A 26,811-nucleotide genomic window follows, 5' to 3' on the forward strand; every position below is an offset into this window, starting at 1 on the left:
TTGACGTTTATTCCAGGTAAAGAAAAGGGGCTTCAAAGCCCCTTTTTTTGCTTCTTAGCGAACCAGATTAATCTGATAAAGTGCAAAACCGTTGTCGTCCATTCCAACCTTCTTCACATCGTATGCTGATTTAGCCTGAATAAACTGGCTAGCCTTCTCGGATGGAGAGGTTTCAAAGGTGACATTCAATTTCTTGTCAGACTTGATTGGTGCCAGACGCCAGTTATTATCCGTACTCGGGATAACCTGACCCTTTTCCTTGGTCTGAGCCGAAATGTAGTTAGACAAAATCGTACGGTTTTCATCGGGAGAAGCAAACACAATAAAATCTTCACCGTTACCAGCGAAGTTACCACCGCCGTAGGCACGATAATTATTGGTTGCAATGATAAACGGCTGATCATCCTTCACCGGTTTCCCTTGATAACTCAGGCCGATTATTCGATGTGTGTCGTTAGCCAGCTCACCTTTATCGTTGAAGCGGGCAGGCTTGGAAACATCGATCTGATACTCAACGCCATCAATAACATCAAAGTTATAGGTACGGAACGTATCCCAGTTTAAGAGAGACTGCTGCTCAGAACTGTTCACATCAATCTGGTTGAATTGACCAGCTGCACGCTCCAGCCACGCTTTCACCTCTTTACCAGTGACTTTCAGTGCCACCAGTGTATTCGGGTACAGGTACAAATCCGCGGCATTACTAAACGTCAGAGTACCGGATTCCACTTCGGTGTAGCCGGATGGGTCATCTTTACGACCACCCGCTTTGAAAGGCGCAGCCGCTGAAAGGACAGGAATGCCTTCCAGATCCGGATCGCCCTGAATGAAACGCTCCACATAATCGATCTGGGCATTATTGACGATCTGAACCGTTGGATCGTCCTGAACCAGTGCCAGGAAGCTGTACATTACATCAGACGCTTTACCAATTGGCTGATTGACAAAATCCTGAGTGCCTTCATGCTCAGCTTTTATACTGGCCACCAGCTCAGCATCCGCTTCAACCGTTGGCTTGCCGGAAGCACGGTCAAAAATTGGACGCACAGAGGCTTTACCGGAAACCACTTCCCAATCACCACTCGCGTCATCCAACGTCAGATCAACCATTCCCAGATGACTGCCCCAGCGACCCGGCATAACGGAAGGTACGCCATTGATGGTGCCTTTTTCCAGGTCAACGCCCGGGATTTTTTCAAAGCCTTTGCCCGGGAACACAGCATGAGCATGACCAAACATGATGGCATTAATGCCTTCCACTTCTGACAGGAAGTACACCGAGTTTTCAGCCATCGCCTTATAAGGCTCAGAGCTCAGACCAGAATGAGGAATGGCAATGACGACATCTGCCCCCTTCTTCTTCATTTCCGGTACGTATTTTTTGGCAGCTTCAAGAATGTCGCCAGCAATCACTTTACCTTCGAGGTTTTTCTTATCCCACTGCATCACCTGAGGCGGTACAAAGCCAATGTAGCCTACCTGAATGGTTTGCATTTTACCGTCGGAGTCTTTGAACGACTGATCTTTGATAATGTATGGCTGGAAGATAGGCTTGCCGGTTTTGGCATCGACAACGTTGGAGCAGATATAAGGGAAGTTAGCGTCATTGACGGCTTCGTTAAGGAACTCGAGACCGTAGTTAAATTCATGATTACCAATGTTGCCAACATCATAATCCAGCAGATTCATTGCCTTGTAAACCGGGTGAACATCCTTGGGGTTCAAGCCTTTGGCTGCCATATAGTCACCCATGGGGGAGCCCTGAATCAAGTCGCCGTTATCAACCAGCACACTGTTGGTCACCTCATCACGAGCCTGGTTAACCAGCGTCGCTACCCGAACCAGACCATGCTTGGCGGTAGGTTTGCCTTTGTAATAGTCGTAGTCCATAACATTGGCGTGAATGTCCGTGGTTTCCAGCACGCGAAGATCAATAGTGGCAGCCGATGCAGCTCCGGTGATTGATACCAACCCCATCAATACTGCCGCAGATAATGCAGTCCGACGTACTTGCATACTTCCCCCTCGTTTTGAGGCTATTAGTTTCCGAGCAACCTACCTCAAAAAAGACGGCCATGTAATTAGTACGATCCACCAAATTTGCTTTCAGCTATCTGTTTAGAAATCCGATGGTGATACGATATTTGAATAAGGCTAATGACAGGCGTTGTTAGCATTTTTTATCCCACAAAAGGACTTGAGGAATGGGAATCTGCGCCAAGGAGCTGAGGCATTATGTGGTCCGTCCGGCTCTGAAACATCTGGGCATGTGGAGCCCAACCGCTGAAAACTTGTTGCTTGGCACCGCCGCCAGAGAGTCTGGCCTTGGCTTCCACCTGAAAATTGCTAATCAGCACGCGCTTGGGATTTATCAGATATCCCCCAGAATGCACCGTAAAGTCTGGGATCAGTTTTTAGCCACACAGCCAGAACTCTCAAGCAAAGTAAGGGGGCTGGCCAGCCAACGGGAGTTTCTCGCCCATCCTCACCATGAGCTGGCGACCAATCTGGCCTATGCAACGGCTATTGCCTGGATGATTTACCTGCGTTCAGGCACTACATTGGAGTTAATTGGCAAGGATGATGTTCGTTCCATGGGCCGACTTTGGTACAAACATTTCCACAGCAGAAACCCTGGCACTATCAAGAGCTTCTGTGACAGTTATCAGAAACAGATCATTGAATCGGGGAGCTCTCGAGAGGAATCTGACTACTTTAATCAGAACGCAGATATAAGAAGCTGTTCATGATCTTTTGCGAATAGCGAAAACGAGGAGAAAATGTTCCTGTTTTTCAGTTTTTTGAGGAGCATAGTGGCGCTACGTAACGAAGAAAACTGAAAAACAGGGGCGTTTTATCATCGTTTGCAGCTCGCAGAAAGATTGTGAACAGCTTCTAAAGCCTGCTTGAGGCATTCGGCAGGCTTTATCTTGATAAACCGTTGTCAGAGGCCTTGTGCTTCTGCGCACCCGACACAATAATCCGCATAGGGCATCACTTCCAGGCGTTGCCCGGGTATCTCCTGACCACAGCCATCACAGTAGCCGTACTCACCTTCATTAATCCGATCCAGCGCCTTATTAATCTTGCGAAGTTCCATGACTGCCTCGTTACCGAGAGCATCCATCACCTCGTCGTTTTCACGCTCCTGAGCCTGCTCCGACCAGTCTGCGCTGTTTTTTCGGGTCACATCATCTTTGATGCTTCCCAGTCTGATATTCAGCTCGTCACGACGAGCCAGCAACCTGATTTTTGACTTTTCATGGTCTGACATTTTGCAACCCCTGCTCCAATACTGGAAACACTATTATTGTTAACCCCGTTCCGAGGTTTATAGAATTTCATCAGATGGTTTTGTAGCTATGAGAGACATCCTGACAATATTTATATTACCGCCAGTGGCGTTCGATCGTAAACTGTCCCTGATCAATCCCAATTATCAATAGTAGATCATCGTTCTCAATATCGTGGCATCGCTGCCAATATAATTAATCGATACCTACCGTCGATTCCTAAAACCCTGACTTGGTTGAAAGCTGAGCGGCAGATATAATTAACGGATTTCCTTTTAGACACAGCTGAAACCAACCCTATGACCACAACCAACCTGACCGGTTCTGATAAGCACGGCTTCAATAAACTGCAGAAGAAGCTGAGACGCATGGCAGGCAGAGCCATCGAAGACTTCAATATGATTGAAGACGGTGACCGGGTCATGGTCTGCCTGTCCGGGGGGAAAGACAGCTATACAATGCTCCACATCCTGATGAGCCTGCAGAAAAGCGCACCCATCCACTTTGAGCTGGTTGCCGTGAATCTGGATCAAAAGCAACCCGGCTTTCCGGAAGAAATACTGCCTGAGTATCTGGATGGCCTTGGTGTGCCTTATCACATCATCAACCGTGATACCTACTCGGTTGTTAAGGAAAAGGTTCCTGAGGGTAAAACCACCTGCGGCCTTTGCTCACGACTGAGACGGGGTACACTCTACGCCTTTGCTGAAGACATCGGCGCCACCAAAATCGCCCTTGGCCATCATAAAGACGATATCGTCGAAACTATGTTCCTGAACATGTTTTACGGTTCACGACTGGCCGGCATGCCGCCAAAGCTTCGCTCTGATGATGGCCGAAACGTCGTGATTCGCCCTCTGGCCTATTGCCGGGAAAAAGACATCACCGCCTTTGCTGACCAGATGGAGTTCCCAATCATTCCATGCAACCTTTGCGGCTCTCAGGAAAACCTTCAGCGCCAGAATATCAAAGCCATGCTGACAGAATGGGAAAAGAAGCACCCTAGTCGTATCGAGTCCATTTTTACGGCCATGCAGAATATTGCGCCATCACAGATGGGCGACACAGAGCTGTTTGATTTTAAAAACCTGACGGTCGATCGCAGCTCAGAACGTAAAGATTATGAGCATGCTGATAACCAGTTTATTTTTTCTGGCAATATCAGCATTCAAGAAGAAAATAACGGGGTACAGGTGCTCAACTTCGAGCCCTGATTGCTTTATTGCGGTTCGTTCAGCCGCCAGTCATACCGGTACTTCACAATACCGGTATGACTCTTGATTTTTTTCGCAGTATCAGGCCGGGCGTATTTCTGTAAATGCAGTAACACGCCATCTTTGTCGACAAAATCCACTTCATACCATTCATAAATTCGCGACAGAACCAACCTGCCGTCAATCCAGGTTACACCTTTCTCCTGGCTAACAAACCGATCGGCCAGTTTATCCAGTAATTGCTCTGTATTGGCCGCGGTAAAAACCTGTGGTGATAAATCCGGACAACCCATGCTGGCACAATTCACCGCATAATGAATCCGGTTATCTTCCCATAAAGGCCTGAGTATTCTGTGCTCGATATCATTCAGCGTAAGCGGCAGGCCAGCAACGGTAATCACCTTTTCATCCCATGGGCCAAAACGATACCAAGGACCGATATCCGTTATGGACTCAAGAGGATAGTTTTTCAGAATAAGATCCACAGTCAGGGCATTATACAGATTGATCCAGAACGCTTTCTGTTCCGCCTTTGAATAAGACAAAGGCTCAACGGTTGATAGACGACTCAGGTAATCTTTTAGTTTCTCACGGTCTGCTTGTGAAACTGCCTGATACCGAAAAGTATTACCCGCTGAATGGACGACAAGATATTCATCCAGAATATCCTGCCAGTTCTGATGATTCACTGTTTTTCTGAAACCCTCATCACCACCATCCCAAACAGCCCAGTACTCACTGGCCTGTGCTGCCTGAGTATTGACTGAAAATGCGACAGAAAATAATAAAAACAGAAACCAGAAAGGCCGGCGAAGAGAAGGAGAACGAGTCATTATTTTATCTTTGTCATTCATAGGAACTCCCTCTCTCTTGGGTTATGTCAACAGAGTCTGATTACCCCTGATCATCGTCATCATACTGGATAAGCTCGTTGCTGTTAATCATGGCAATCAGTTCCTGAATGTAGTCATCACCACGAATCGAGTATGCACCAAGCCCCTGGGCAAGGTTTACACCGGATACTGGCAAGCGCTTTTCCCGGTTACTCTCACGCATCGTTCTCAACGACTGATAAGAATGATTGGTGTTCAGGTTATGCATATACGCCTGCACAGAAGCGTAAACCGTCTCAAACTTTTGCACTTCATAGGTTTTCCCTTCAGGGCGGCCACTAGGAACAATTCCGCAGCCCGGACTGAAACACCATTGTCCAAAAAAGTTATTACCCTGCGTCGCAAAACGGGACGTTCCCCAAGCACTCTCATTGGCAGATTGCGCCAGAGCCAGTGAGGCGGGAATAATATCCACCCGGGGCAGCAACGTTTCAAATAGCGCTCGGTCAACCGTTTCAATATTTTTTAGACGATACCGTTTGGCCAGGCTCTTCACCCAGCCAGCTTCATCCTCAGAGAGCGTCGTTTTTGCCGACAACTCAAGCAACTGTTGGCGATTCTGCAAGATGACTTGATTCTCTCGCTCTACCATCGGTAGAACGTAATCAAAGAAAGCACTTTTCTTGCTTTTTACATCGACGATGCTGCCAAAATCCGGCAGATGAGAAGGAATTTCTTTCAGTTCAGCCACTTCCTGTGGCTCGCTTGTTGGCAACAACCAGTGATAACCCGCTGAAAGTGCAATCAGCCCCAGTAGTGTTCCCAGCATGAGTTTGTCGATCCTTTTAAGCATACTTTCCTCATAAAAAATGTGATTTCTATAGAATACCTACTGACTCACAAAATTGGCATTAAAAATATTTATTTACATCACCAATATTTACATTTATAAAAATACATGTAATCACTGTGGGGCGGCTACAAGCGGTTCTGTCATACAACGCTGCACACAAAGCAGCGACAGATAGCCAATAACTATAATAACAACAAACGGTCAACCGCCGGTGAGCATCAGCACCTTCTCTATTAACGACCGAGAAGGCTGATTGCTAACCAAGACATGGAGGCACAACCATGATCCTTAGCCATTTCTGGGGTTTACTTACTGAGCCGGACCACGAGTGGAACAGTATTCGTAAAAACCCGCCCGGTCTTCTTCAGCTTTACCTTGGTCAAATCATCTGGCTGGCAGCCTTGCCAGCTATTTCAACCTACATCGGTACCACCATGGTGGGCTGGTCACTGCCCGGCAATGATGATGTCGTGCGTCTTACCAGCGACAGCGCCCTTTGGATGGCCCTTCTGGCCTGGCTCGCCACCATCAGCGGTGTTGCCGTCATGAGCTGGTTCATGCAATGGATGAGCAGCAACTTTAACAGCAATCCCAGCCTGACCGACTGCACAGCCTTCACCTGCTATACCGCCTATCCACTGTTTCTGATTGGCCTCAGCGGGCTTTACCCTTCACTCTGGGTAGCAATCTGTGCAGGGACAGCCGCTGTTTCAGCAACAGCTTACCTACTCTATAGTGGACTCCATATCTTCATGAAAATTCCCAAAGAACAGGGATTTATTTACGCCAGTTCCATTCTTTGCATTGGTTTAGTGGTTTTAGTGTCCATTATGATCACCACCGTGATCTTCTGGGGCATGGGCATTGGGCCCGAATACGTCCAAAGCTACTGAGCCCTGCTTTTCAGATTTGGCCGCCTTGTGCGGCCATTTTTATGTCTGTGATTTATCACCGGCGATTATACCCATTTTCCAGCTACCGATAATCCGCTATCCTTCCAGCTCAACCTTCCAGCTCAACATCAGGAGGATAATAAACCGTTGCAGAACGACCTTCACCAAATCGAACAACGCGTGCTTGAGCTGTATCAGGAAGCCGAACGCTTTTTCCAGAAATCATTTAAACGACCTTACATTCGTCTGGATCTCACCGGCGCAACGGCTGGTCAAGCCTGGATCGAAAAGCATCAGCTGCGTTTTAATAAAGTGCTGTTACAGGAGAACCGCGAGCATTTTATTCAGCAAACTGTCGCTCACGAAGTAGCGCACCTTCTGGCCTATGACCTTTTCGGCCCACGAATTCGGGCTCACGGAAGGGAATGGCAGGGTATAATGATAAAGGTATTCAGACTGCCAGCGGATCGCTGCCACAGTTACGATACCGGCAGAAGCAGCCGAAGACAGTGGCTTTATCAATGTCATTGCAAAGGCAGGGAAATCGCCCTCAGCACTGTGCGACACAACCGTTCACAGCGAGGAACGATCTACTTGTGCACAACCTGTAGAGGACCATTGACGTACGCAGGAAAAGCACAGGCCACAATCAACTGAACAACCGGCAGAAATATTCAAGACTCCACTGACGCAGCCATCACTTTTTTCTAAAGACCTATTTCGTAAGCAACACTCTCACCCTCAATAGGAACACGCCTGCTTACTGCTCTGCTGCCAAAGCCCCAGAACTCAAATACAGCGCACCCAGAGTGCTCCTACGGTGAAAGTGAATACACACGAATAGACATAGACGATCCTTTAATTGATTTCAACGTCAACAGTGCCTAACACTGCCAACAAATCGTCACCGTATTTTTCCAGCTTATGTTGGCCGATCCCGGAGATACGGGAAAGCTCAAGATGCGTTGTTGGTCGATGCTTTATCAGCTCCATCAGCGTTTTATCATTCATGATGACATAGGCTGGTACGCTCTGTTCTTCTGCATGGCTCCGGCGCCACTGCCTCAGGGTTTCCCAAAGTTGCTGATCGTGCTCTTCCACCACCACCCGGCCGACTTCTTTGTACTCCTTCTGATACTTAGTAGAAGGCTCATAGCGATCACGCCGCAGCTCTATACGTTCATTGCCCTTAAGAATTGATCGACAACTATCGTTTAGTTTCAGGGCGCCGTGGCCATCAACATCCACATTTACATACCCTCGTGCCACCAATTGTCGGAATACTGAGCGCCAGCCATTCTGATCCAGTTCGTTGCCAATGCCAAAAGTACTTAACCGATCATGACCAAAGCGGCGAACCTTATCATTTTGCTTACCCTGCAACACATCGACCAGATGTGCGACACCAAAACTCTGACCGCTGCGGTAGATACACGACAGTGCTTTCTGTGCTGCTTCTGTGCCATCCCACACTTCTGCAGGTTCCAGACAGAGATCGCAATAGCCACAGGGTTTATCCAGTGGTTCATCAAAATAATTCAGTAGTACTTGACGACGGCAACCGGTGACTTCACACAGCGAAAGCATCGCTTCCAGCTTCTGCCGCTCCACCTGCTGCACTTGCTGACTCGCTATTGATCGAGCCTGCATTTGCCGGAGCAATACCACATCCTGAAGACCATAAACCATCCAAGCTGTTGCGGGCAGCCCATCACGCCCACCACGGCCGGTTTCCTGATAATACGCTTCGATACTTTTGGGCAAATCCAAGTGCGCAACAAAACGCACGTCTGGTTTATCGATCCCCATGCCAAAGGCAATGGTGGCCACTACGATAATGCCTTCTTCCGCAATAAAACGATGTTGATTAGCTTTTCGCTGCTCAGGCGGCAAGCCTGCATGATAGGGAATGGCTTTACGCCCAGCCTGGCTCAACCACTCTGCCGTTTGTTCAACCTTTTTCCGGGAAAGACAATAAACAATGCCAGAATCTTCTGGATGTTCTTTCTCCAGAAATTTCAATAACTGCTGCTTACCCTGCTTTTTCTGGCTGATACGATAAAAAATATTGGGACGATTAAAACTGTCAATGAACACCCTGGCGGATTGCAATCCGAGACGCGCACGAATTTCCTGACGGGTGCGCTTATCCGCTGTGGCCGTTAGGGCAATTCTTGGAACGGCAGGAAAGCGTTCCTGCAGGTGGTGCAACTGAAGGTATTCCGGACGAAAGTCATGCCCCCACTGGGAAACACAGTGCGCTTCATCGATAGCAAAAAGAGCAACTTGCATTTGATCCAGCAAACGCAACATAGATTCCGTCAACAGTCGCTCTGGAGCCACGTAAAGCAGATCCAGATCGCCCATCAACAGCTCTCGCTCCACTTGCTGACGATCTTCTGGAGACATTCCGGAATGCAAGCAATCCGCTCGAATGCCGAGCTCCCTCAGGCTATTTATCTGATCTTCCATCAGCGCGATCAGCGGAGACACAACAACTGCCGTGCCACCTCGTATCAATGCAGGAATTTGATAGCAGAGAGACTTCCCTCCACCCGTAGGCATCAGAACCAGAGCGTCACGGCCAGCCACTACTTCTGCAATGACATCTTGCTGAAATCCTCGAAACGATGGATAGCCAAACGTGTCGTTTAAAATATTGAGAGCAGGGTCTGACATGAACTTCAAAAACAGCCAAATTCAAAAGTGAAAAGTATACGGAGTTGCTTAAGCTTCCGCACCCCATGTTTTACCAAACGACTGTTTCCTTCCTATGAGCGGAGTAAGACGGCTGTCCGAGGGTGGATGGAACATAGCTCCTGAGTTTAATCAATGCTGCATCATAAATCTGATCAATCTCATCCGGCTTGTCAAAAGATGGGTTAAAACCCTCTACAACGTCGGCACACTGATCAAAATACAAAATAGAAGTGTCGTCACCTGCTACACGCCCCCTAATTTTTGCCAACACATCCGGAACAATAACTCTGAGGAGATTGCACCCCATAGTAGAAACTCCATTACTAGTACCAATAATATGCTTTACATCATCACCTATTTCAATATTTCCAATCTTTCCAAATCCCTCTTTTGCACATCTGAAAGACATATTGTGTTTCATTAATTCATAACTGGCTTTTAAGCAACATACCATAACTTCCTTAATTGTTATGACTGAAACATCATTATTCAAATATTCATAAAGTAACTTCAACTCTTTCACTGACGTCAATGCCTGCTTGAAGACTTCTGCAGAACGAGAAATTCTATTACACGCTTCTATAAAATAGGCTGGCTTACCTGCATTAATCAAAGAGCTCCTATCCTTTTCAATAATCGTGATCAAATCCAGCGCTAGATATCGATCTATTACTGAAGACAGCTGCTTACCCCATACTTCTTGACAAGCAGTTGCCAACGATCCCATAAATTCATCCTGATCATCCTGATTCAGCGACCCCATTACTGTCACACTACCAAAAATAAACTCTTGATACCTATTAGTTCCTGGTGAAAATTGTTTTAGCGTCGAAATTAATCCTCCAATTTCCAAAGGCATTGGCACATCTATTAATCCTCCTTCAATTTTCTCCCAGCTTTTTGCCACTAATGCTTCAGAAAAGTTCTGACTAATTTTACCTATCTCCAGCTTTGCCTTCGCAAGGTGTACAGGAATACTAGCCAGCCACGCAGACTCATCATGCTGGAAGAAGCCATCAGGTTTATAGAGTTCAGAGAAGCAAATCGATTTCGACCTCGTCACTAGATTCAACTCACAAGGAATACCAGTTGATCTTTTTACTGCCTCTGCCCTTCTTCCCGACAACCGATTATTTTGTTTGTTTTTTTTCAATACCGTCTCAAACACCATATCTATTGAGCAGCGTTTCAGGCTCCAGTCACCGAACACATCTCCAAGTTTATTTTGCACCAAATATATATTTGCAGTTATTGCACAATCACCGTCCAACGGCTTGACTTTCATTTTATCGAAAAAACTAACGTATTTTATTTTTTCATAAAAATTCACAGATCGTTTCTCTTTATCCTCTGTTATTTCTATGCTTACTTCTCTTAAATCATCCGGCGTTTTATTAGTGAGAGCATAATTAAATGTGGATGCAATATAAAGGCTGGGATTATTTACAAAGTTTTCCTCCAATATTCTCAACAAGAAGACTGGTAGCCCCGGGAGTTCCTTATTAAGAGATTCAACCAAATTATGACATACAGAATCAGCTTCTGAGTCATATATCGGTATAACAACATCCCCAGAACGTTTTTGAAAAAGGATACGTTTATGAGGAAGCATCTTCTTATCTATCAACATGGGCTCTTTATCAGGAAAATCCAATCCAATCAGCGATGAATGTTTAATAAGGGGTTCAAAGCCGCAAATTTCCTTTTGATCCTCATGTGTTAAAACTACCGGCTTCCTTTTATGGGTGAATAGTTTAATTTCTACTGGAATAACAAATTCAGGCACTCTCTTTAACAACCTATCAGCGTTTGGCAAAGACAATACCCTGGCAGGTGTTGATCGCGATGAATGCTTAACCGATATACCGCGAGCATCCACTTGAGATATCCAGCATCGAGGCACATGAGCAGGAACGTTGTTACATGCCCGAGGACTATTGGCGTTAGAGAACACCATTCCACCTTCCTCAGTAAACATCATCGGACTAGCAACACTTCGCAGCCCACAGGCTTGTCTATCAAGAACAGATTTCCAGCCAACTTCACTCAATGACCGCTGGTAACCGACAGGAGCAGGCAATTGATTTGCGCCAGAGGTAACAAAAACAGAGCTGCTTCGGCGATCCTTTCCAGAAACATCATGCGCTGCTAAATTGCCCATAGATCTTGATGTACACCCAGACATACCATCTGATTTTTCCAATGTTTATCCCATCCGTACTGGAACTACGGGGTAGTTCTTGATAATTAAAAAGACCGGTTTCTTACTCAACCATAAGCAGAAAAGTATATGTGACATATTGCCGATGACTGCTTCATATAAATGTTTATTTTTAAATGAGCAAAGAAATCACTCTGCTTTTCAGCGTCATGCAGGCAGAGTAGAATGCTCATCTCGTATTCACAGGACATGATTCCATGCCAAACACACGGGCCTCGCTGGAAGCTTTTCTTCAGCCATTCTCTGAAAAAAATGAAGGTACTCTCGACTACCACGGCCTTCATGGATTTCTGACCGCCCTGACAATCTGCCCAACTGATCTTACCGAACATGAGCGTAACGAGAGTGTTTTTGATCAGAAGGTTGACCTGCCTTCAGAACAGGCCAAAGAACTGAACAGACTCATTCAGAAAGTTCAAACCACTATTGACCGTGGCTTCAATGATGAGGAAGAAGGGTTTTTCCTATCCTGCGAAGCCGAGCTGGAGGATCACGATGATGATGCTCTGGCCAACTGGTGTACCGGCTTTATGGTGGCACATTTCCTGAACGAAGATGCCTGGTTTGTCAGTAATGAACAGGAAGTATGTGAACTTCTGTTGCCCATTATGCTGGCCTCCGGTCTGTTTGATGATGAGCAGGAGTTTAAGGATATCCGCAAAAATGAAGAGCTGGTTGAAGACATGTGCAGTCAAATTCCTGAAGTTTTAATGGAACTGTATCTGGTCTTCAACGCGCCTGAAGAGAAAAAGCCCTTTAAGCCCGGTAAGCGGCGATAGTTTAAAAGTCATTAAACTTATTGACTTTGAACTAAAATCAATCTGGATATATATTTAACTCAAGGAAGAGATTATGGATATTCAAGGTAGTAATCACGGTAAAAATCAGGAAATCTCGGATTTACGTCAAAGATTTGAAGCTTTTCAAACAACTGAAAAAGACTCATCCGTCACCAGAGCTTTAAAGTCAATTAAAAGACACTTCAGCACAGATTACAAAAGCATCAAGTCACAACTGGCAAAAACTCTTGGAAAGGAAAATATCTCTTCCATTTCTGATAGGCGTGCTCAAAAAGTCTCCGCTGATCAAGTACGCACCTTTCTTAGCCAATATGATGGTTTGCAGCAAGCACCTACTGAATCTGTGCCATCCAGTAGAGATGACGATTACATGTTCATAGGCCCACAAGGATTAGCCAGGCAAAACAACTCTCAGCCTTCGGTCGATTATAAAGTCAAGTTTAACAACTTAGCCTCAGAAACTAAGCAGGTTTTAGCAAACCAAGAGACTTACCAATTCGATCAAATTCATGGTGGTGCACGATTTAGCAATATACTCCCCCCTGTAAAAACAGCTGTTCATACTCTTACAGATCAGCCTATGAACGCCAACTACGTATTTAATAATTCCTATATTGCCACTCAAGCTCCGCTGATTGGCGCCAAAGATAAAGATCAGAACTCTATCCCTGCCTTCTTCAGCATGATTAAAAACAGCGATTCAGATACCGTAGTCAACCTGACAGGCCAAGCTGATGAAAAAGGAGATCTCAAATCACAGTATTGGCCTGATCAGGGTCACGTAGAGAGCTATCAGTATGGAAACGAAACTGTCGCTGTAAACACTATGTCTGTGACAAGCGAAGCAGGATACGACATTGTGAAACTGTATATTCAAGAAACCATCGATGGTCAATGGCCACTTACAGATGACGGTGAAGCTAAAGGTAAAGAAACCACCGTCTTTCACTTCAAAGAATGGCCAGACCACGGTGTTCCCAAAGGGGAGCAGCTCGGGTATTACAAAAACTTCAAAAAAACAGTGGAGAGCCACGACGGATCACCACAAAAAATCGTTCATTGTAGAGCAGGTGTTGGTAGAACCGGCTCTTTCATTACCGAGAGCGAAATTAAAAAAGAAATTGATAACGGAAATATTACTGAAGCAAACCTGGAACAGACGATAAATAATATTATTTTACAGGGCAGGACTGACAGAGGGCCATCATTTGTTCAAACGGACTCACAATATCAGCTGATCATGGAAGAGGCCAAGATACAAAGCAGTCAAACCGGCCCATTATCTAAATTTTTCAATACACTAAACAGTGACAATCTGAATCCTGACCAGCTCCAAAATGAAAAAGATATCATAAATATCCTAAACTCGCTTTCACCGGAAGAAGTACACGACCTGCTTAAAACAAAATTTCAAACTAAGGTCAATAATACTGAAGTACGTACTGCTGCAAAAAAATTAGTTGCTGATGTCCACGGAAATAATAAAGGACAAGCCTGTATTAAAAAAGCTAACAATTTGGAAGAAGCTTTAGAAGAAGCAAGCAAAATGTATACCTCAAAACAATTAGCCGGTGATTCCTTAAAGCAAATTGTCCAAGACAGCGCTATCAGACATATTAGAATGCAAATGTCCAAACCGGCTATAGCGCCGAAGCCAACAAGCCGTTAGAAAGGCGCTCCGGAGTAGTTGAATCACCTCGAAGGCTGGGTTGACAAAAATAATCCATCAGAGGGTGAATATGACCACGTTAATAGCCCTCGTCGCAGGCAATAGAATGAAAATTAGAGACTCAGGCTGCTTAGTCTGAGTCTCTGGAAGGCGTAACCAACTCAGCCGGCCATACAAACTCATGGAATACTAAGCGATACAGGGCATAGCAAGCCCTCTGTAAATCGCTCAATAAGCCAAGAGTGTTTGGACAACCAAACGAAAAGCCACCACTCATTCAGCCGGATAGCCCATTTTTATCCGCTGTCACTACCAACCACACTTCAACTCGCCGATCACGAATTTCACGTAACTGACTCACTTCAAGATTTTTATCAACCACCGGCACATACCCTAAAAGCTCTATGCTTCTACGAGGCACTCCGGCACGAACCAAATGTCGTCTAACCACATCAGCCCGTAGCTTTGCCAGCGTCTTGGAAAAAGGAGAGTCATCGTTCGTATCTCCAAAACCAATCAGGCGAATTGATCGATCATCTATTGTCAGAAAATCTGCCAGCCGTCCGATATCTCGAACCGCCTTGTTATCAAGCCTGGCCTTACCCTGTTCAAATCGAAAGTTCACCGACAGTCTTGCAAATGAATTAACCAGCTTTTGATAGTCTGCTGGCATGGCACTTTGGTCGGAAACTTTGGGTTGAATGCTCTGAGCCACATACCCGACACTCTCCACAATAGACTGCCCTTCTTTGCCAGTAGCGTACTCCAGAAATGCTCTGGCCATTGGCTTATCATTATTTTCTGGCATATACATGTAAAGGCGACGGCTTAGCAGATAATCCTCCGTAGATACATTGATCACCGAAGGAGACAGGCTCTTGCCAGCTGCGTCAGCCACTTTCAAAGGTTTGGCTGCACCAATCGTATTAAGGCTGACAAAGCCAATTCCACCGAGTGTACTCACTACCGTTGCAGACAGAACTTCATTCGACTCAAAGCGCTCTACCCGATTTTCAAGCTTATGTTTTTTGGCCAGAACCAGTGATTTGAACGTGTCCCAAGTGCCAGACTGTTCATCCCGGGCCAACGGTGTTACGGCCAGATCCCTCCCTCCTAACTGTTTCCAATTGGAGATTGATCCGGAAAACAACCTGGCCACCTGATCAACACTCAGAGCGCTTACCGGGTTATCGGGATGCACAATAATGGCAAGACCATCAATACCAATAACATATTCAGATTGCTCACTGAACAAATCACCGTTTGCCCATAATAGTGATCGTTCAGACTCTTTACCTCGCCGGGAGGAAGCTGCAATATCGGCTTGTCCAGAGTGAAGCCCTTTGAAACCCGTTGATGAGCCATGAGCCTCAATTTTAATGGCGACCTCTTTATTATCAGCAGCCATAAAACCTTTGATCATGCTTTCATTGATGGACTTATCAGATAGAACTCTGACATCAGAAGCCCCCTGATCTTCAAGAAACCCTGCAGCCAGTGCCGGGCCAAGTGAGGCTCCAACCGTATTAGATCCATGTATGGTAAAAAGAATCTCTGAAGCCAGCACATTACGGCATAGAGTTGCCTGAACGATAAGCAGGAAAATATAGAACAGCGGTCGTTTTATTATCTTTATCATGGTGACTACCCAACTTCTGAAAACCTGACCATTTTATGAATCATTTATGACAATCAGATGACAATGGGTACCTAAGGGCAGTCTACAGAGAAATAATCGCTGCTAATCAACAGTCAGAGATTAAAAGTGTTTATTAAGGAAAGGCTGTAAGTTTAATTTAGAATGTCAACCACGCTTTCCAGCTCAGCAATAACCTGGTCAATCGTAACATGATGCTCAGCAAGCCGTTTGCTGGAGGCATTTTTCTTCAATTGCGTTCTTGCGCCATCAATAGTAAATCGCTGGTCATAGAGAAGATCGCGGATCTGCCGCACCAGCAGCACATCTTCATGTCGGTAATAACGGCGATTCCCCCTACGAACAGGTGACAGCTGAGGAAATTCCTGTTCCCAATAGCGAAGTACATGGGTTTTTACACAACACAATTCACCGACTTCACCAATAGTAAAATAGCGTTTACTGGGTATCGCCGGAAGTTGACTCGTCCTGAGTTCCGTGTCCTGCATGGTCGCTTCCTGAGTAGCTTTCCACTCTTGCCTTGAGTTTCTGACCGGGCTTAAACGTCACTACTCGCCGGGGTGAAATGGGTATTTCTTCCCCTGTTTTTGGATTTCGTCCAGGCCTTTGTCGTTTATCCCGAAGATCGAAGTTACCAAAACCAGACAGCTTTACCGGTTGATTATTTTCCAGAGATTGACGAATTTCTTCAAAAAACAGCTCCACCATTTCCTTGGCTTCCCGTTTATTCAAACCCAGCTCGGTATTCAGGCGTTCAGCCATATCCGCTTTCGTCAGAGCTCCCATAATCAACTAATCCCCTTCTGTGCTGTTCCACAGTATAAACTGCCTTGAACAAGACTCTTTAAAATACTACCTGAAGACAAAGAGCACGATCACCATGTTCTTGTTTATTATTCGCCATCAACGAGTATACACACTCTCAGGCTGCAAGACATTGCTCTATGGCTTTACTGCTCAAGCCCTAGCGCTTTGATACCCCACTAATCTTTAGATTGCGTGAAGCCAGCCAGTAGGTCAAGCCCAAAGGTTCAGGGTCACATAAATCAAAATCCATGAATCAGATTATCCTCTCTTCTGCTGGGGAAAAATGAGAACCCGGTCTAATACTATCTACACAGCTAGGCTACTTTAACTACACCCATAACCATTATTAAAATCAATATCAGGAAATGTATGCATCTATCATCGAACATACAAGCTGTTAATGTGCAAGTTCATTATGAAGAAGTTCCAACATCAGCACCTTCATCTACCGGGTTACCCTCTCCTCAATCGGTACCAATAGAGAGAGATCAACCCAGCACAATACTAGAAGCCTGTCGTACCGGTGACTTGAATTTTATTAAAGACGCCCTAAAACAAGGCTCTCCAGATATTTTCCACGATTGCATAGATACTGAAACGGGAAAGCCAGAACACCCCATTGCCATAGCATTTGAAAAAGGACATATAGATATTATCAGGTTCCTGATAGAGCAGCATATTGATCTGAACATAACCCACAACGGCGATTCATTGTTGGCTATTGCTTGTACCAATGGTCATTTGGAGGCGGTTAAATTACTTATAAATAATGGCATTCCAGAAGCACCTTCACCCAACGGAGCATCTCCTTTATTACTTGCGCTAGAGAATAAAAAAATGGATGTGGTTGAGTTTTTATTATCAACTGAAAACTCCTGTCACCAAAATTATAAAAGTAGCTTTCTTGCAGAAGCTGCTCAACAAAATGGTTATGCAAACGTAGCAACGTACTTGCTGGATCAAGAGAAAAATAAGAAGGTCACTATAGAGACAGAGCTTTCGCCACGAACCATCACATTACTAGAAGAAGCTTTTGAACGTACTTTGTCTGCTAGCAATAAAACAAAAGAATTAATTGAAACTTATTTCATTAAATATATTCCAAAATCTTCAAATATAGCTTCCCAAACCAAAAGGCTTTTACAATGCATTAATTCAGATAGCTTAGAAAAACAGATAGTAAAAAATGTTACGGCCAGACAAGCACTGTGGAATCTGACCGACACAATAAGTAGTACGCAGCAAACACCTGACGCTTCAGAGGATGTGCTCCAACACAAACACAGTGTAAGTACTCATCAACTGAAATCATTGAATGCCATTCTTCCGAAATTGGTACCAGGATCGTCAACAACTGCAGATATTGCAAAAAAGTTGATTTCGCATTTACTGCACCCAAACGAATCCGATCCTCTAAATTTAGTTCACAAGTTCAAAGACTTCCTCAGGGGAGAATACACTCAGCATCGGCCAGAATTAATCGGCACCGACATCACTGCTATTGATATAGCCACCTGCTATCTGGGAAAGCCTCAGAATAAAACAAACCCAAAAAAAGCAACTACAATATCTGAGCATAATGTTGTAGAAATGAATATAAACTCAACCAGCATAAAAGAGCGCCCTGCAACAGACTTTTTCTGGACAAATCAACATTTAACAATACTGAAAGAATCCCAAATTGAGTTTAACAACCGCCTAATTACATTTAATTGTTTATGTGATTTCATTAAACGCCAATACATAAATACTCCAAATGAAACTGAGCATGTTCAAATTCGCGATGTATTGATGAAAAAAATTGGCCAGGATATTCCCACAACAAGCAGTCAAATCCCCACCCATCGCTCACAACCAGAAACCTCGAATTTAAAGAAACACCAACAGGTGGAAGCCACGATTCACGACACGGCGGTGTAAATCAATATTTTCTGAGGATGACACTATTTCTGCCATGATGTAATCATGGCAGAAATAAAGTTTGAAGCTTACTGTCTTAGACTTGCATTAAAATCTTGCTTCAGTCGGCTGACAATGCGCTCAACCACTTCATTCACTTCTTCATCCTTCAAGGTTTGGGAAGGATGCTGCAGGATCAGACCCATGGCCAGACTCTTGTAACCTTCTTCAATACCTTTACCGGCATAAACGTCGAAAGTCGTTACTCGACGCAACAGATCACCGGCTTCGCTGGCAATCATCTGCTCAATAGCACCCGCCGCCGTAGACGCTTCAACCACCAGAGCCAGATCACGGCGCACTTCAGGGAATTTAGACAGTGATGTGAAGTGCGTGACCTTACCAACAATCACAGCATTCAGTCGCATCTCAACAACATAGGTTGAAGCCGGCACATCCAACTTCTTCGCCAGTAATGGGTGAAGAGCACCAATGTGACCAACAACCGCACCGTCACGAACAATCTCTGCACACTGACCAGGATGCATGGCAGCGTGTTCCCCTTTACGGAAGGAGAACTCGTTACCTGCCTGACCAAGTTCCAACACGGCTTCCAAGTCGCCTTTCAGGTCAAAAAAGTCGACAGACTCTGCTTTGCCCTGCCAGCTTTCTGGATGACGGCTGCCAGTAATCAGCGCCGCCAGCATAGATTCCTGTTTCAGCTCATCGCCTTCTTTGATAAAAGTCAGACCTGTTTCAAAAAGACGAACCCGGCTCTGTTGACGATTCAGGTTGTAACCAGCAGTTTTCACCAAACCCGGCAACAGTGTCGTACGCATAACCGATAGGTCACTGGCAATCGGGTTTGCCAGCGCTACAGGTTCACGAGCAGGATCAAACAGCTGATGCAATTCAGGCGCAATAAAGCTGAAACAAACCGCTTCCTGGTAACCACGGGCAGCCAGTGAACGACGAATGTCGGATTCCTGAACCAGCGCTTCATCCACCTGCTTCATTTTCAGCAAGGCTTCTGGGGTGCTTTCTGGCAGGTTGTTGTAGCCATAAATACGACCCAATTCTTCTATCAGGTCTTCTTCAATGGCAATATCGAAACGCCAGCTTGGTACAGAAACGTTCCATCGGCCTTCACCCGTTGAAGTCAGATCAAGGCCCAGACGGGAAAGCAGCGCTTCAATATGACTGTCTTCAATAGACATTCCCAGTAGCGAAGTCACTTTCTCAGAACGCAGAGTCACTTCACGCAGGGCTGGCAAATATTCTTCGCTGGCCACTTCTGTTACTGGGCCGGGCTCACCGCCACAAATATCCAGAATTAACGACGTCGCACGTTCAACGGCTTTTTTCTGCAGCTGGAAATCCACACCACGCTCAAAGCGGTGGGAAGAATCGGTGTGCAAACCATAAGAGCGGGCTTTACCGGCAATGGTGATCGGATCAAAGAAGGCACTTTCTAAAAAGATGTTTTTGGTGTTTTCGCTGACACCGGAACCTTCACCACCCATGACACCGGCAATCGCCAGCGCTTTCTGCTCATCAGCGATAACCAAGGTTTTATCATTCAGGGTCACTTCCTGACCATCCAGCAACACCAGCTTTTCAGCAGGCTTAGCCATACGTACCTGAATGCTGCCGGACAATTTGTCCAGATCAAAGCCATGCATTGGCTGACCCAGTTCCAACAGAACGTAGTTAGTGACGTCTACCACCGGATCAATGGAACGAATACCGGAACGACGTAGGCGTTCAGTCAGCCACAGCGGCGCTTGACGGGAAACATCCACATTGCGAATCACACGGCCAACATAACGCGGGCAACCCTGTGGAGCATCAATATTTACCGGGAAAGTGTCGTCAATCACTGGCGCAATATCAGAAACCGTTTCTTCAGTAACATCCGCCAGAAAGTTAGCACTGACTTCACGAGCAAGACCGGCAATACTAAGACAGTCACCACGGTTAGGCGTCAGATCCACATCGATGATTTTATCGTTAAGAGACAGGTATTCACGGATATCCTGACCAACAGTGGCATCCAGCGGCAGTTCCATCAAGCCATCAGACGAATCGGACATACCCAGCTCTTCTTCCGCACAGAGCATGCCGAAAGATTCTACGCCACGGAGTTTCGCTTTCTTGATTTTGAAGTTGCCCGGCAGAACTGCGCCAACCGTTGCAAAAGGAATTTTAATCCCGACACGAGCATTCGGCGCACCGCAAACCACCTGAAAGGTTTCACTGCCGGTGCTGACCTGAGTCACACGGAGTTTGTCGGCATCCGGATGTTGTTCACAGCCAACGATTTCTGCCACTACCACACCGGTAAACTCGCCAGCAACTGACTCAACGTCGTCTACTTCCAGACCGGCCATGGTGATTTTATCCACCAGCTCCTGAGTGCCGACCTCAATATTGACCCACTGCCTTAACCACTGTTCACTGAATTTCATAGTTTTTACTCAAATCCTGTAGCCATCTTTAAAAAGGAAACTGTTTTCTCTTCAATTCTTAGCGGAACTGGTTAAGAAAACGCAGATCGTTCTCAAAGAACTGGCGCAGGTCATTCACGCCATAGCGCAACATGGCAAAACGCTCAACGCCCATACCAAAGGCAAAGCCGGTGTACTTCTCAGGATCAATGCCGGAATAACGGAACACATCTGGGTGCACCATGCCGCAACCCAGCACTTCCAGCCATTTAACAGAACCGTCTTCATTGCGGCCCCATTCGATATCCACTTCAGCAGAAGGTTCAGTGAACGGGAAGTAAGAAGGACGGAAACGCACCTGCAGATCATCACGCTCGAAGAACACTCGCAGGAAATCGATCAGCACGCTTTTCAGATCTGCAAAGCTGACCTTCTCAGCCACGTAAAGACCTTCCACTTGGTGGAACATCGGGCTGTGAGTCTGGTCGGAGTCGCAACGGTACACCTTGCCCGGGCAAACAATGGCAATGGGTGGGTTTTCATTGTTCTTGATGAATCGTTCCATAGTACGAACCTGAACCGGTGAGGTGTGGGTTCTCAGTACGGTGGACTCATCAAAGTAAAACGTGTCGTGCATGGCACGAGCTGGATGGTGACCGGGGATGTTAAGGGCTTCGAAGTTGTGATAATCGTCTTCGATTTCAGGCCCTTGTTCAACATTAAAACCGATGCGACCAAAGTAATCGGTAATGCGTTCCATGGTGCGAGTGATCGGGTGAATGGTACCCAGATCCTGACCACGACCCGACAACGTAACATCAATGGATTCACTGGCCAGCTTGGTGTCCAGCGCCTGCTGGTCAATCAGGGCCTTCTTCTGGTTAAGGGCATCCTGAACCTGCTGTTTGCCTTTATTGATCAGGCCACCAGCTTTCGGACGTTCTTCAGCGGACAGCTGTCCCAGGGATTTCAGCAGAGAGGTCAACTCACCTTTCTTGCCGAGGTATTGGACGCGGATTTCGTCCAGAGCTGGGGCGTCAGTAACCGTTTCAACGGCACTGAGTGCGCTGGCCACCAGCGTATCAATCGTGTTATCCAGATTCTCCATGGGATTCCCGAACAGATGAGCAACAGAAAATAAACGGTCAATTCTAGCGGTTGGTGGGGGGCTTGGGTAGCGTTAGTCTCTTCCAATATGAAATGAGCCTGAACGGAGCCCTTGTTTCCAAAATGAAATGAGCCTGTAATTTCTGATCTTTCGTCCAAAATTACTGGATGAAAATCATAATGGACACACGGCTCATCAAATCGCTCCAGCAGGTGGAGGAGCTGCTTCAGGCTACACCGCAGATACAGCCTGGTTGGAAGTCAAAAGACGAGTGCTATCAATGGATTGCAGGCACTCTCAAACACTTTCGATACCGCACTCTGAGCAAGCCTGAGAAAGGGCTGATCAAACGCTATCTGATCGTCGCTTCAGGCTATTCCAGGGCGCAAATAACCCGGCTAATTAAAGAAYACCTGAATCTGGGGCTTCTCAAGCGCAAACAACGGACAACGAAGGGGTTTGAGACAAAGTATTCCAAGGCTGACATTCGCCTTCTTGCCGAGACTGACCGACTTCATAATGGCCTGAATGGGCCTGCAATAAAGAAGATCTGTGAGCGAGCATATCAACGTGGAGATGGTCGCTATAAGCGACTGGCTGGCATCTCTGTTTCGCACCTCTACAACCTGCGGCAGTCAAAGACTTATCAGACAGTTCGCCTGCATAAAAACGTCACCCGACCTGTAAATCGTGCTATTGGTACTCGACGCAAACCGCGACCCAATGGTCAACCCGGTTATATCAGAATTGATACAGTACATCAGGGTGATAAGGATAAGGTCAAAGGGCTTTACCATATTAATGCGGTGGATGAAGTTACTCAGTTTCAAGTGATCTGCACCGTTGAGCGGATCAACGAGCACTTTCTAATACCGGTACTCGAAGAGCTTTTGGCGACTTTTCCCTTTAAAATACAGGGTTTTCACTCCGATAACGGCTCTGAGTACATCAACTATCCGGTGGCAAGTTTATTGGATAGCCTCTACATAAAATTCACAAAATCCAGATCACGAAAAACAAACGACAATGCACTTGTTGAATCAAAAAACGGAGCCATCATCAGAAAAATGTTGGGCTATGCTCATATACCGCAACATCATGCTGCAGAAGTGAATGCGTTTAACAAAAATTACCTGACACCTTACATCAATTTTCACCGGCCTTGCTTTTTCCCGGAGACGATAACAGATGAAAAAGGCAAAGAGAGAAAACGTTACCTTTACGAAAACATGATGACACCTTATGAAAAACTGAAATCTTTGCCTGACTGGACGCAATATTTGAAGAAAGGAACTCCGCCGCATGCATTGGAGTCAAAGGCTGAATCAATGAGTGATAACGAGGCTGCCCAGCAACTGCAGTCTGCCAGAGAATCACTGTTTCAAGGCATCTTTAAGCGAAAGGCCTGAAATCATGGGTTTATACTCTTTTCAGGCTCATTTTGGGATTGGAAAATACTGCGTTCTATGATCGCTCACCCATAATGAGTGGTATTTTGACCAGCGTATTTGTACATACAGTCCTGTTTCTTTAGAATCACGGCTCCAAGATAGGGCTAGCCATGCAAATTACAATAAATAATCAGCTGATGGAGGTTGAGGCTGACCTGAGCCTTGAGGCCTTGCTTGGTCAATTGGGACTTCTTGTCGAAGAAAGTTCCCAAGGCATAGCGCTTGCTGTCAATCGAAAAATCATCAGCCGGTCTCAATGGGTCTTCTGTCAATTGAACCACGGTGATGAGATTACCCTGATAAAGGCAACCGCAGGTGGCTGAAGCGCCTACCTGATAAACGTATCCCGTATAGCACGGATTAACAACGAATAAACCAGCATGCTGAAAATTGCGGATAAAACATTTGCCTCTCGTCTATTTACCGGCACGGGGAAGTTCTCCAACAGCCTTGTGATGACCGAAGCCATTCTGGCTTCCGGCAGTGAGCTGGTGACCATGGCGCTCAAACGGGTCGACCTGAACGAGCAACAGGACAACATTCTTGGCCCGCTCGTCGAAAACAATCTGAACCTGCTGCCCAACACCTCCGGTGCGCGTAATGCCGATGAAGCCATTTATGCCGCTCAACTGGCAAGAGAAGCCCTCGGTACCCACTTCGTCAAAATAGAAATCCATCCCGATCCCAAATATTTACTGCCTGACCCCATCGAAACCCTGAAAGCCTGCGAAACACTCAGCAAGATGGGGTTTGCCGTTTTGCCTTATGTTCATGCCGACCCGGTACTCTGCAAACGACTGGAAGAAGTGGGTGTTGCCGCCGTTATGCCCCTTGGTTCTCCCATTGGCAGCAACCTTGGTTTAAGAACCAAAGAGTTTATCCAAATCATCATTGAGCAAAGTTCAGTGCCGGTGGTTGTGGATGCGGGCATTGGCAGCCCTTCTGATGCGGCGCTTGCCATGGAAATTGGTGCGGATGCAGTGCTGGTCAACTCTGCCATTGCTGTCGCCCGCGACCCGGTTGAAATGGCCATTGCTTTCAAAGAAGCCGTCATTGCAGGCCGACGTGCTTATACAGCCGGGCTGGGTGCTCGTTCTCTACAAGCACAGGCCAGCAGCCCGCTCACTGCATTTCTTGATGATTAACAGGATAACAAGCTGACATGTCGTTTCTTGAACGGTTCAACCAGATCAACTGGGATGAGTTGAAAATGTCCATCCACAGCAAAACCGCTGCCGATGTGCAACACGCTTTGAACAGTTCAAGGTTGACCCACGATCAGTTTCTGGCGTTAATTTCTCCTGCTGCAGAACCGTACCTTGAAGCCATGGCGCAAAAGAGTATGGTGCTTACACGACAGAGGTTTGGCAACACGCTCCAGCTCTTTATCCCACTTTATCTCTCCAACAAATGCACCAATATCTGCACCTACTGCGGTTTCAGCCTCGGCAATAAAATCCGCCGAAAAACCCTGAAAATGGAAGAGCTGGATAAGGAAGTGGCCGCCATCAAAAAGATGGGGTTTGACCATATTCTGCTGGTCACCGGTGAAGCGCCGGGAACCGTTGGCGTTGAGTACATCAAATCCGTGCTTGAACGAATTCGTCCACACTTTTCTCACATCAGCATCGAAGTGCAGCCACTGGATCAAGCAGATTATGAAACCCTGATGGCAGCAGGGCTTGATGCGGTTCTGGTGTATCAGGAAACCTATAACCGCTCCGCCTACAAGGAATACCATCTCCGTGGCAGCAAGATGGACTTCGATTACCGCCTGGAAACCTCTGACCGACTGGGCAAAGCCGGTATTGATAAAATCGGTGTCGGCGCATTAATTGGCCTAGAAGACTGGCGAACCGACTCAGCCATGGCAGCAGCTCATTTAGACTATCTGGAAAAAACCTACTGGCGCACCCGCTACTCAATCTCCTTTCCCCGGCTGCGCCCATGCGAAGGTGAGTTTCAGCCGGTATCGGTAATATCCGATCGCCAACTGGTGCAATTGATCTGTGCCTACCGTCTGTTTAAACCCGAAGCAGAGCTTTCTTTATCAACAAGAGAGTCTGCAAAATTCAGAGATAACGTGCTGCCGCTGGGCATCACCACCATGAGCGCCTATTCCAGCACGCATCCGGGTGGCTATGCGGATGACAATATTCTGGGCAATGAAGATCTGGAACAGTTTTCAATCGACGACAATCGACGTCCGGAAGTGGTAGCCAAGGCTATTCAGGAAAGAGGGCTCGAGCCGGTTTGGAAAGACTGGTCACCGTGTTTTAACCACTGAGCTGTTCTATCGCCCAATCAATTTGATATTATGGTACACCTTCAATATCAATCATTCTGACCATGAACCACTCAGAAGATAACAACGATTACAACGCCTTCCTGAAAGAGATGGCAGACGTTACCCCCGTAAAGCGAAAGATTCTGGCGGATATTCAGAAATCTCAAGCCGTGACACCCGGACAACAGGTTCGTAAAGCCGCTGCTGAAGACACCTTTACCGACCCGAATTTTCTGTCACTACTGAACCCAAAGATGGTGAGGCCCCATGACTTTCTGGTGTGAAAACGGGACGGCGTTCAAGAAGGCGTTTTCAAAAAACTGCGGCTAGGAAAATACGAGGTAGAAGCGCGGCTTGACCTACACCATAAAACCGGCAAAGAAGCCCGGGAAAGTGTTTTCCAGTTCATCAACGATTGTCGCGAACACGAACTGCGTACCGTTTTGATTGCCCACGGTCGGGGCGAGAAAAGCAATCCACCGGCCCTATTAAAAAGCTTGCTTTACACTTGGCTGCCACAACTGGAAGCTGTGTTGGCTTTTCACAGTGCCCTGAAGTTTCATGGTGGTTCGGGAGCGCTGTACATTTTACTGCGCAAGAGTGATCGGGAAAAATTAGAGAACCGTGAGCGCCATGCAAAAAGAACACTCCATGGGACTATATAGCCCCATGGATAACT

23 protein-coding genes and 1 pseudogene are annotated in these 26,811 nt (G+C 46.3%); 13 read left to right on the forward strand and 11 right to left on the reverse strand.

Going from position 1 to position 26,811, the window contains the following annotated elements; genetic code table 11:
- Positions 1 to 54: 54 nt before the first annotated feature.
- Positions 55 to 2,016, reverse strand: coding sequence for a bifunctional 2',3'-cyclic-nucleotide 2'-phosphodiesterase/3'-nucleotidase (locus AKL11_RS22740; RefSeq protein ID WP_067522304.1), 1,962 nt, complete (start codon positions 2,014 to 2,016; stop codon positions 55 to 57).
- A gap of 188 nt (positions 2,017 to 2,204) precedes the next feature.
- On the opposite strand from AKL11_RS22740, the gene AKL11_RS22745 reads away from it, so the two are divergent.
- Positions 2,205 to 2,750, forward strand: a complete 546-nt coding sequence (locus tag AKL11_RS22745) for a hypothetical protein (RefSeq protein ID WP_067522307.1) — start codon at positions 2,205 to 2,207, stop codon at positions 2,748 to 2,750.
- Positions 2,751 to 2,944: 194 nt separating this feature from the next.
- Here the strand turns inward: AKL11_RS22745 and AKL11_RS22750 are convergent, their stop codons facing one another.
- A complete protein-coding gene (locus AKL11_RS22750; protein WP_067522309.1) occupies positions 2,945 to 3,274 on the reverse strand; it encodes a TraR/DksA family transcriptional regulator in 330 nt (109 codons plus the stop codon).
- Positions 3,275 to 3,592: 318 nt separating this feature from the next.
- On the opposite strand from AKL11_RS22750, the gene ttcA reads away from it, so the two are divergent.
- On the forward strand, positions 3,593 to 4,507 hold the full coding sequence (gene ttcA / locus AKL11_RS22755) for a tRNA 2-thiocytidine(32) synthetase TtcA (protein WP_067522311.1): 915 nt from the start codon (positions 3,593 to 3,595) through the stop codon (positions 4,505 to 4,507).
- Between the two features lie 5 nt (positions 4,508 to 4,512).
- Here ttcA and AKL11_RS22760 read toward each other — a convergent pair whose 3' ends face one another.
- On the reverse strand, positions 4,513 to 5,361 hold the full coding sequence (locus tag AKL11_RS22760) for a DUF547 domain-containing protein (RefSeq protein ID WP_253705280.1): 849 nt from the start codon (positions 5,359 to 5,361) through the stop codon (positions 4,513 to 4,515).
- Between the two features lie 40 nt (positions 5,362 to 5,401).
- A complete protein-coding gene (locus tag AKL11_RS22765) occupies positions 5,402 to 6,193 on the reverse strand; it encodes a glucosaminidase domain-containing protein (protein WP_067522312.1) in 792 nt (263 codons plus the stop codon).
- A 281-nt stretch (positions 6,194 to 6,474) separates the two neighbouring features.
- Between AKL11_RS22765 and AKL11_RS22770 the strand changes: the two genes are divergently transcribed.
- Positions 6,475 to 7,086: a Yip1 family protein gene (locus AKL11_RS22770; protein ID WP_095210638.1), complete on the forward strand. Its 612-nt coding sequence runs from the start codon at positions 6,475 to 6,477 to the stop codon at positions 7,084 to 7,086.
- A 147-nt stretch (positions 7,087 to 7,233) separates the two neighbouring features.
- Positions 7,234 to 7,743 carry a SprT family zinc-dependent metalloprotease gene (locus AKL11_RS22775; protein ID WP_067522315.1) on the forward strand — a complete coding sequence of 170 codons (510 nt, stop codon included), beginning with the start codon at positions 7,234 to 7,236 and terminating at the stop codon, positions 7,741 to 7,743.
- Between the two features lie 201 nt (positions 7,744 to 7,944).
- Here the strand turns inward: AKL11_RS22775 and recQ are convergent, their stop codons facing one another.
- Complete coding sequence (gene recQ / locus AKL11_RS22780; protein WP_067522316.1) at positions 7,945 to 9,765, reverse strand: DNA helicase RecQ; 1,821 nt, start codon at positions 9,763 to 9,765, stop codon at positions 7,945 to 7,947.
- A 70-nt stretch (positions 9,766 to 9,835) separates the two neighbouring features.
- Positions 9,836 to 11,989, reverse strand: a complete 2,154-nt coding sequence (locus AKL11_RS22785; RefSeq protein ID WP_157673730.1) for a hypothetical protein — start codon at positions 11,987 to 11,989, stop codon at positions 9,836 to 9,838.
- Positions 11,990 to 12,204: 215 nt separating this feature from the next.
- Between AKL11_RS22785 and AKL11_RS22790 the strand changes: the two genes are divergently transcribed.
- The gene (locus tag AKL11_RS22790) at positions 12,205 to 12,786 is read left to right on the forward strand and encodes a YecA/YgfB family protein (protein ID WP_067522320.1); all 582 of its coding nucleotides are present in this window, start codon (positions 12,205 to 12,207) and stop codon (positions 12,784 to 12,786) included.
- 73 nt (positions 12,787 to 12,859) lie between these two features.
- Complete coding sequence (locus tag AKL11_RS22795) at positions 12,860 to 14,476, forward strand: tyrosine-protein phosphatase (RefSeq protein WP_067522322.1); 1,617 nt, start codon at positions 12,860 to 12,862, stop codon at positions 14,474 to 14,476.
- Positions 14,477 to 14,753: 277 nt separating this feature from the next.
- On the opposite strand, the gene AKL11_RS22800 is transcribed toward AKL11_RS22795, so the two are convergent.
- The 3 genes from AKL11_RS22800 to ihfA all read right to left on the reverse strand — a co-directional run bounded on the left by AKL11_RS22800 (position 14,754) and on the right by ihfA (position 16,919).
- Positions 14,754 to 16,115 carry a phosphate ABC transporter substrate-binding/OmpA family protein gene (locus AKL11_RS22800; RefSeq protein WP_067522324.1) on the reverse strand — a complete coding sequence of 454 codons (1,362 nt, stop codon included), beginning with the start codon at positions 16,113 to 16,115 and terminating at the stop codon, positions 14,754 to 14,756.
- 152 nt (positions 16,116 to 16,267) lie between these two features.
- Complete coding sequence (locus AKL11_RS22805; RefSeq protein WP_067522326.1) at positions 16,268 to 16,621, reverse strand: MerR family transcriptional regulator; 354 nt, start codon at positions 16,619 to 16,621, stop codon at positions 16,268 to 16,270.
- Positions 16,572 to 16,919 (reverse strand): integration host factor subunit alpha, encoded by a 348-nt coding sequence (ihfA, locus tag AKL11_RS22810; RefSeq protein WP_067522328.1) that lies wholly within the window; start codon positions 16,917 to 16,919, stop codon positions 16,572 to 16,574. Before ihfA ends, AKL11_RS22805 begins: the two co-directional genes overlap by 50 nt.
- A 390-nt stretch (positions 16,920 to 17,309) precedes the next feature.
- Here ihfA and AKL11_RS22815 point away from each other — a divergent pair, with 390 nt between their 5' ends.
- A complete protein-coding gene (locus tag AKL11_RS22815) occupies positions 17,310 to 18,860 on the forward strand; it encodes an ankyrin repeat domain-containing protein (protein WP_067522330.1) in 1,551 nt (516 codons plus the stop codon).
- 68 nt (positions 18,861 to 18,928) lie between these two features.
- Here AKL11_RS22815 and pheT read toward each other — a convergent pair whose 3' ends face one another.
- Together pheT and pheS are read right to left on the reverse strand one after the other, a co-directional pair.
- The gene (pheT, locus tag AKL11_RS22820; protein WP_067522332.1) at positions 18,929 to 21,307 is read right to left on the reverse strand and encodes a phenylalanine--tRNA ligase subunit beta; all 2,379 of its coding nucleotides are present in this window, start codon (positions 21,305 to 21,307) and stop codon (positions 18,929 to 18,931) included.
- A 58-nt stretch (positions 21,308 to 21,365) separates the two neighbouring features.
- A complete protein-coding gene (gene pheS / locus AKL11_RS22825) occupies positions 21,366 to 22,394 on the reverse strand; it encodes a phenylalanine--tRNA ligase subunit alpha (RefSeq protein ID WP_067522334.1) in 1,029 nt (342 codons plus the stop codon).
- A 179-nt stretch (positions 22,395 to 22,573) separates the two neighbouring features.
- Here pheS and AKL11_RS22830 point away from each other — a divergent pair, with 179 nt between their 5' ends.
- From AKL11_RS22830 to smrA, 6 genes and pseudogenes are all read left to right on the forward strand, one after another.
- Positions 22,574 to 23,803, forward strand: a complete 1,230-nt coding sequence (locus AKL11_RS22830; protein WP_216636836.1) for an integrase catalytic domain-containing protein — start codon at positions 22,574 to 22,576, stop codon at positions 23,801 to 23,803.
- A 152-nt stretch (positions 23,804 to 23,955) separates the two neighbouring features.
- Positions 23,956 to 24,168, forward strand: coding sequence for a sulfur carrier protein ThiS (gene thiS / locus AKL11_RS22835; RefSeq protein ID WP_067522338.1), 213 nt, complete (start codon positions 23,956 to 23,958; stop codon positions 24,166 to 24,168).
- Positions 24,169 to 24,225: 57 nt separating this feature from the next.
- The gene (locus AKL11_RS22840; protein WP_067522340.1) at positions 24,226 to 24,990 is read left to right on the forward strand and encodes a thiazole synthase; all 765 of its coding nucleotides are present in this window, start codon (positions 24,226 to 24,228) and stop codon (positions 24,988 to 24,990) included.
- 17 nt (positions 24,991 to 25,007) lie between these two features.
- The gene (gene thiH, locus AKL11_RS22845) at positions 25,008 to 26,132 is read left to right on the forward strand and encodes a 2-iminoacetate synthase ThiH (RefSeq protein ID WP_067522341.1); all 1,125 of its coding nucleotides are present in this window, start codon (positions 25,008 to 25,010) and stop codon (positions 26,130 to 26,132) included.
- A 62-nt stretch (positions 26,133 to 26,194) separates the two neighbouring features.
- Positions 26,195 to 26,416 carry a Smr/MutS family endonuclease gene (locus tag AKL11_RS26355; protein WP_253705281.1) on the forward strand — a complete coding sequence of 74 codons (222 nt, stop codon included), beginning with the start codon at positions 26,195 to 26,197 and terminating at the stop codon, positions 26,414 to 26,416.
- A gap of 12 nt (positions 26,417 to 26,428) precedes the next feature.
- A pseudogene (gene smrA, locus AKL11_RS26360) lies at positions 26,429 to 26,797 on the forward strand (DNA endonuclease SmrA); the annotation flags it as partial.
- Positions 26,798 to 26,811 lie beyond the last annotated feature (14 nt).

The organism is Endozoicomonas ascidiicola (genome assembly GCF_001646945.1).
In the GTDB taxonomy this organism is placed as follows: domain Bacteria; phylum Pseudomonadota; class Gammaproteobacteria; order Pseudomonadales; family Endozoicomonadaceae; genus Endozoicomonas; species Endozoicomonas ascidiicola.

Excerpts from the sequence above, each read along its gene's own strand:
- AKL11_RS22740 (WP_067522304.1), bottom strand. The coding sequence starts at position 2,016 with ATGCAAGTACGTCGGACTGCATTATCTGCGGCAGTATTGATGGGGTTG.
- AKL11_RS22745 (WP_067522307.1), top strand. The coding sequence starts at position 2,205 with ATGGGAATCTGCGCCAAGGAGCTGAGGCATTATGTGGTCCGTCCGGCT.
- AKL11_RS22750 (WP_067522309.1), bottom strand. The coding sequence starts at position 3,274 with ATGTCAGACCATGAAAAGTCAAAAATCAGGTTGCTGGCTCGTCGTGAC.
- ttcA (WP_067522311.1), top strand. The coding sequence starts at position 3,593 with ATGACCACAACCAACCTGACCGGTTCTGATAAGCACGGCTTCAATAAA.
- AKL11_RS22760 (WP_253705280.1), bottom strand. The coding sequence starts at position 5,361 with ATGAATGACAAAGATAAAATAATGACTCGTTCTCCTTCTCTTCGCCGG.
- AKL11_RS22765 (WP_067522312.1), bottom strand. The coding sequence starts at position 6,193 with ATGCTTAAAAGGATCGACAAACTCATGCTGGGAACACTACTGGGGCTG.
- AKL11_RS22770 (WP_095210638.1), top strand. The coding sequence starts at position 6,475 with ATGATCCTTAGCCATTTCTGGGGTTTACTTACTGAGCCGGACCACGAG.
- recQ (WP_067522316.1), bottom strand. The coding sequence starts at position 9,765 with ATGTCAGACCCTGCTCTCAATATTTTAAACGACACGTTTGGCTATCCA.
- AKL11_RS22790 (WP_067522320.1), top strand. The coding sequence starts at position 12,205 with ATGCCAAACACACGGGCCTCGCTGGAAGCTTTTCTTCAGCCATTCTCT.
- AKL11_RS22795 (WP_067522322.1), top strand. The coding sequence starts at position 12,860 with ATGGATATTCAAGGTAGTAATCACGGTAAAAATCAGGAAATCTCGGAT.
- AKL11_RS22800 (WP_067522324.1), bottom strand. The coding sequence starts at position 16,115 with ATGATAAAGATAATAAAACGACCGCTGTTCTATATTTTCCTGCTTATC.
- AKL11_RS22805 (WP_067522326.1), bottom strand. The coding sequence starts at position 16,621 with ATGCAGGACACGGAACTCAGGACGAGTCAACTTCCGGCGATACCCAGT.
- ihfA (WP_067522328.1), bottom strand. The coding sequence starts at position 16,919 with ATGGGAGCTCTGACGAAAGCGGATATGGCTGAACGCCTGAATACCGAG.
- AKL11_RS22815 (WP_067522330.1), top strand. The coding sequence starts at position 17,310 with ATGCATCTATCATCGAACATACAAGCTGTTAATGTGCAAGTTCATTAT.
- pheT (WP_067522332.1), bottom strand. The coding sequence starts at position 21,307 with ATGAAATTCAGTGAACAGTGGTTAAGGCAGTGGGTCAATATTGAGGTC.
- pheS (WP_067522334.1), bottom strand. The coding sequence starts at position 22,394 with ATGGAGAATCTGGATAACACGATTGATACGCTGGTGGCCAGCGCACTC.
- thiS (WP_067522338.1), top strand. The coding sequence starts at position 23,956 with ATGCAAATTACAATAAATAATCAGCTGATGGAGGTTGAGGCTGACCTG.
- AKL11_RS22840 (WP_067522340.1), top strand. The coding sequence starts at position 24,226 with ATGCTGAAAATTGCGGATAAAACATTTGCCTCTCGTCTATTTACCGGC.
- thiH (WP_067522341.1), top strand. The coding sequence starts at position 25,008 with ATGTCGTTTCTTGAACGGTTCAACCAGATCAACTGGGATGAGTTGAAA.
- AKL11_RS26355 (WP_253705281.1), top strand. The coding sequence starts at position 26,195 with ATGAACCACTCAGAAGATAACAACGATTACAACGCCTTCCTGAAAGAG.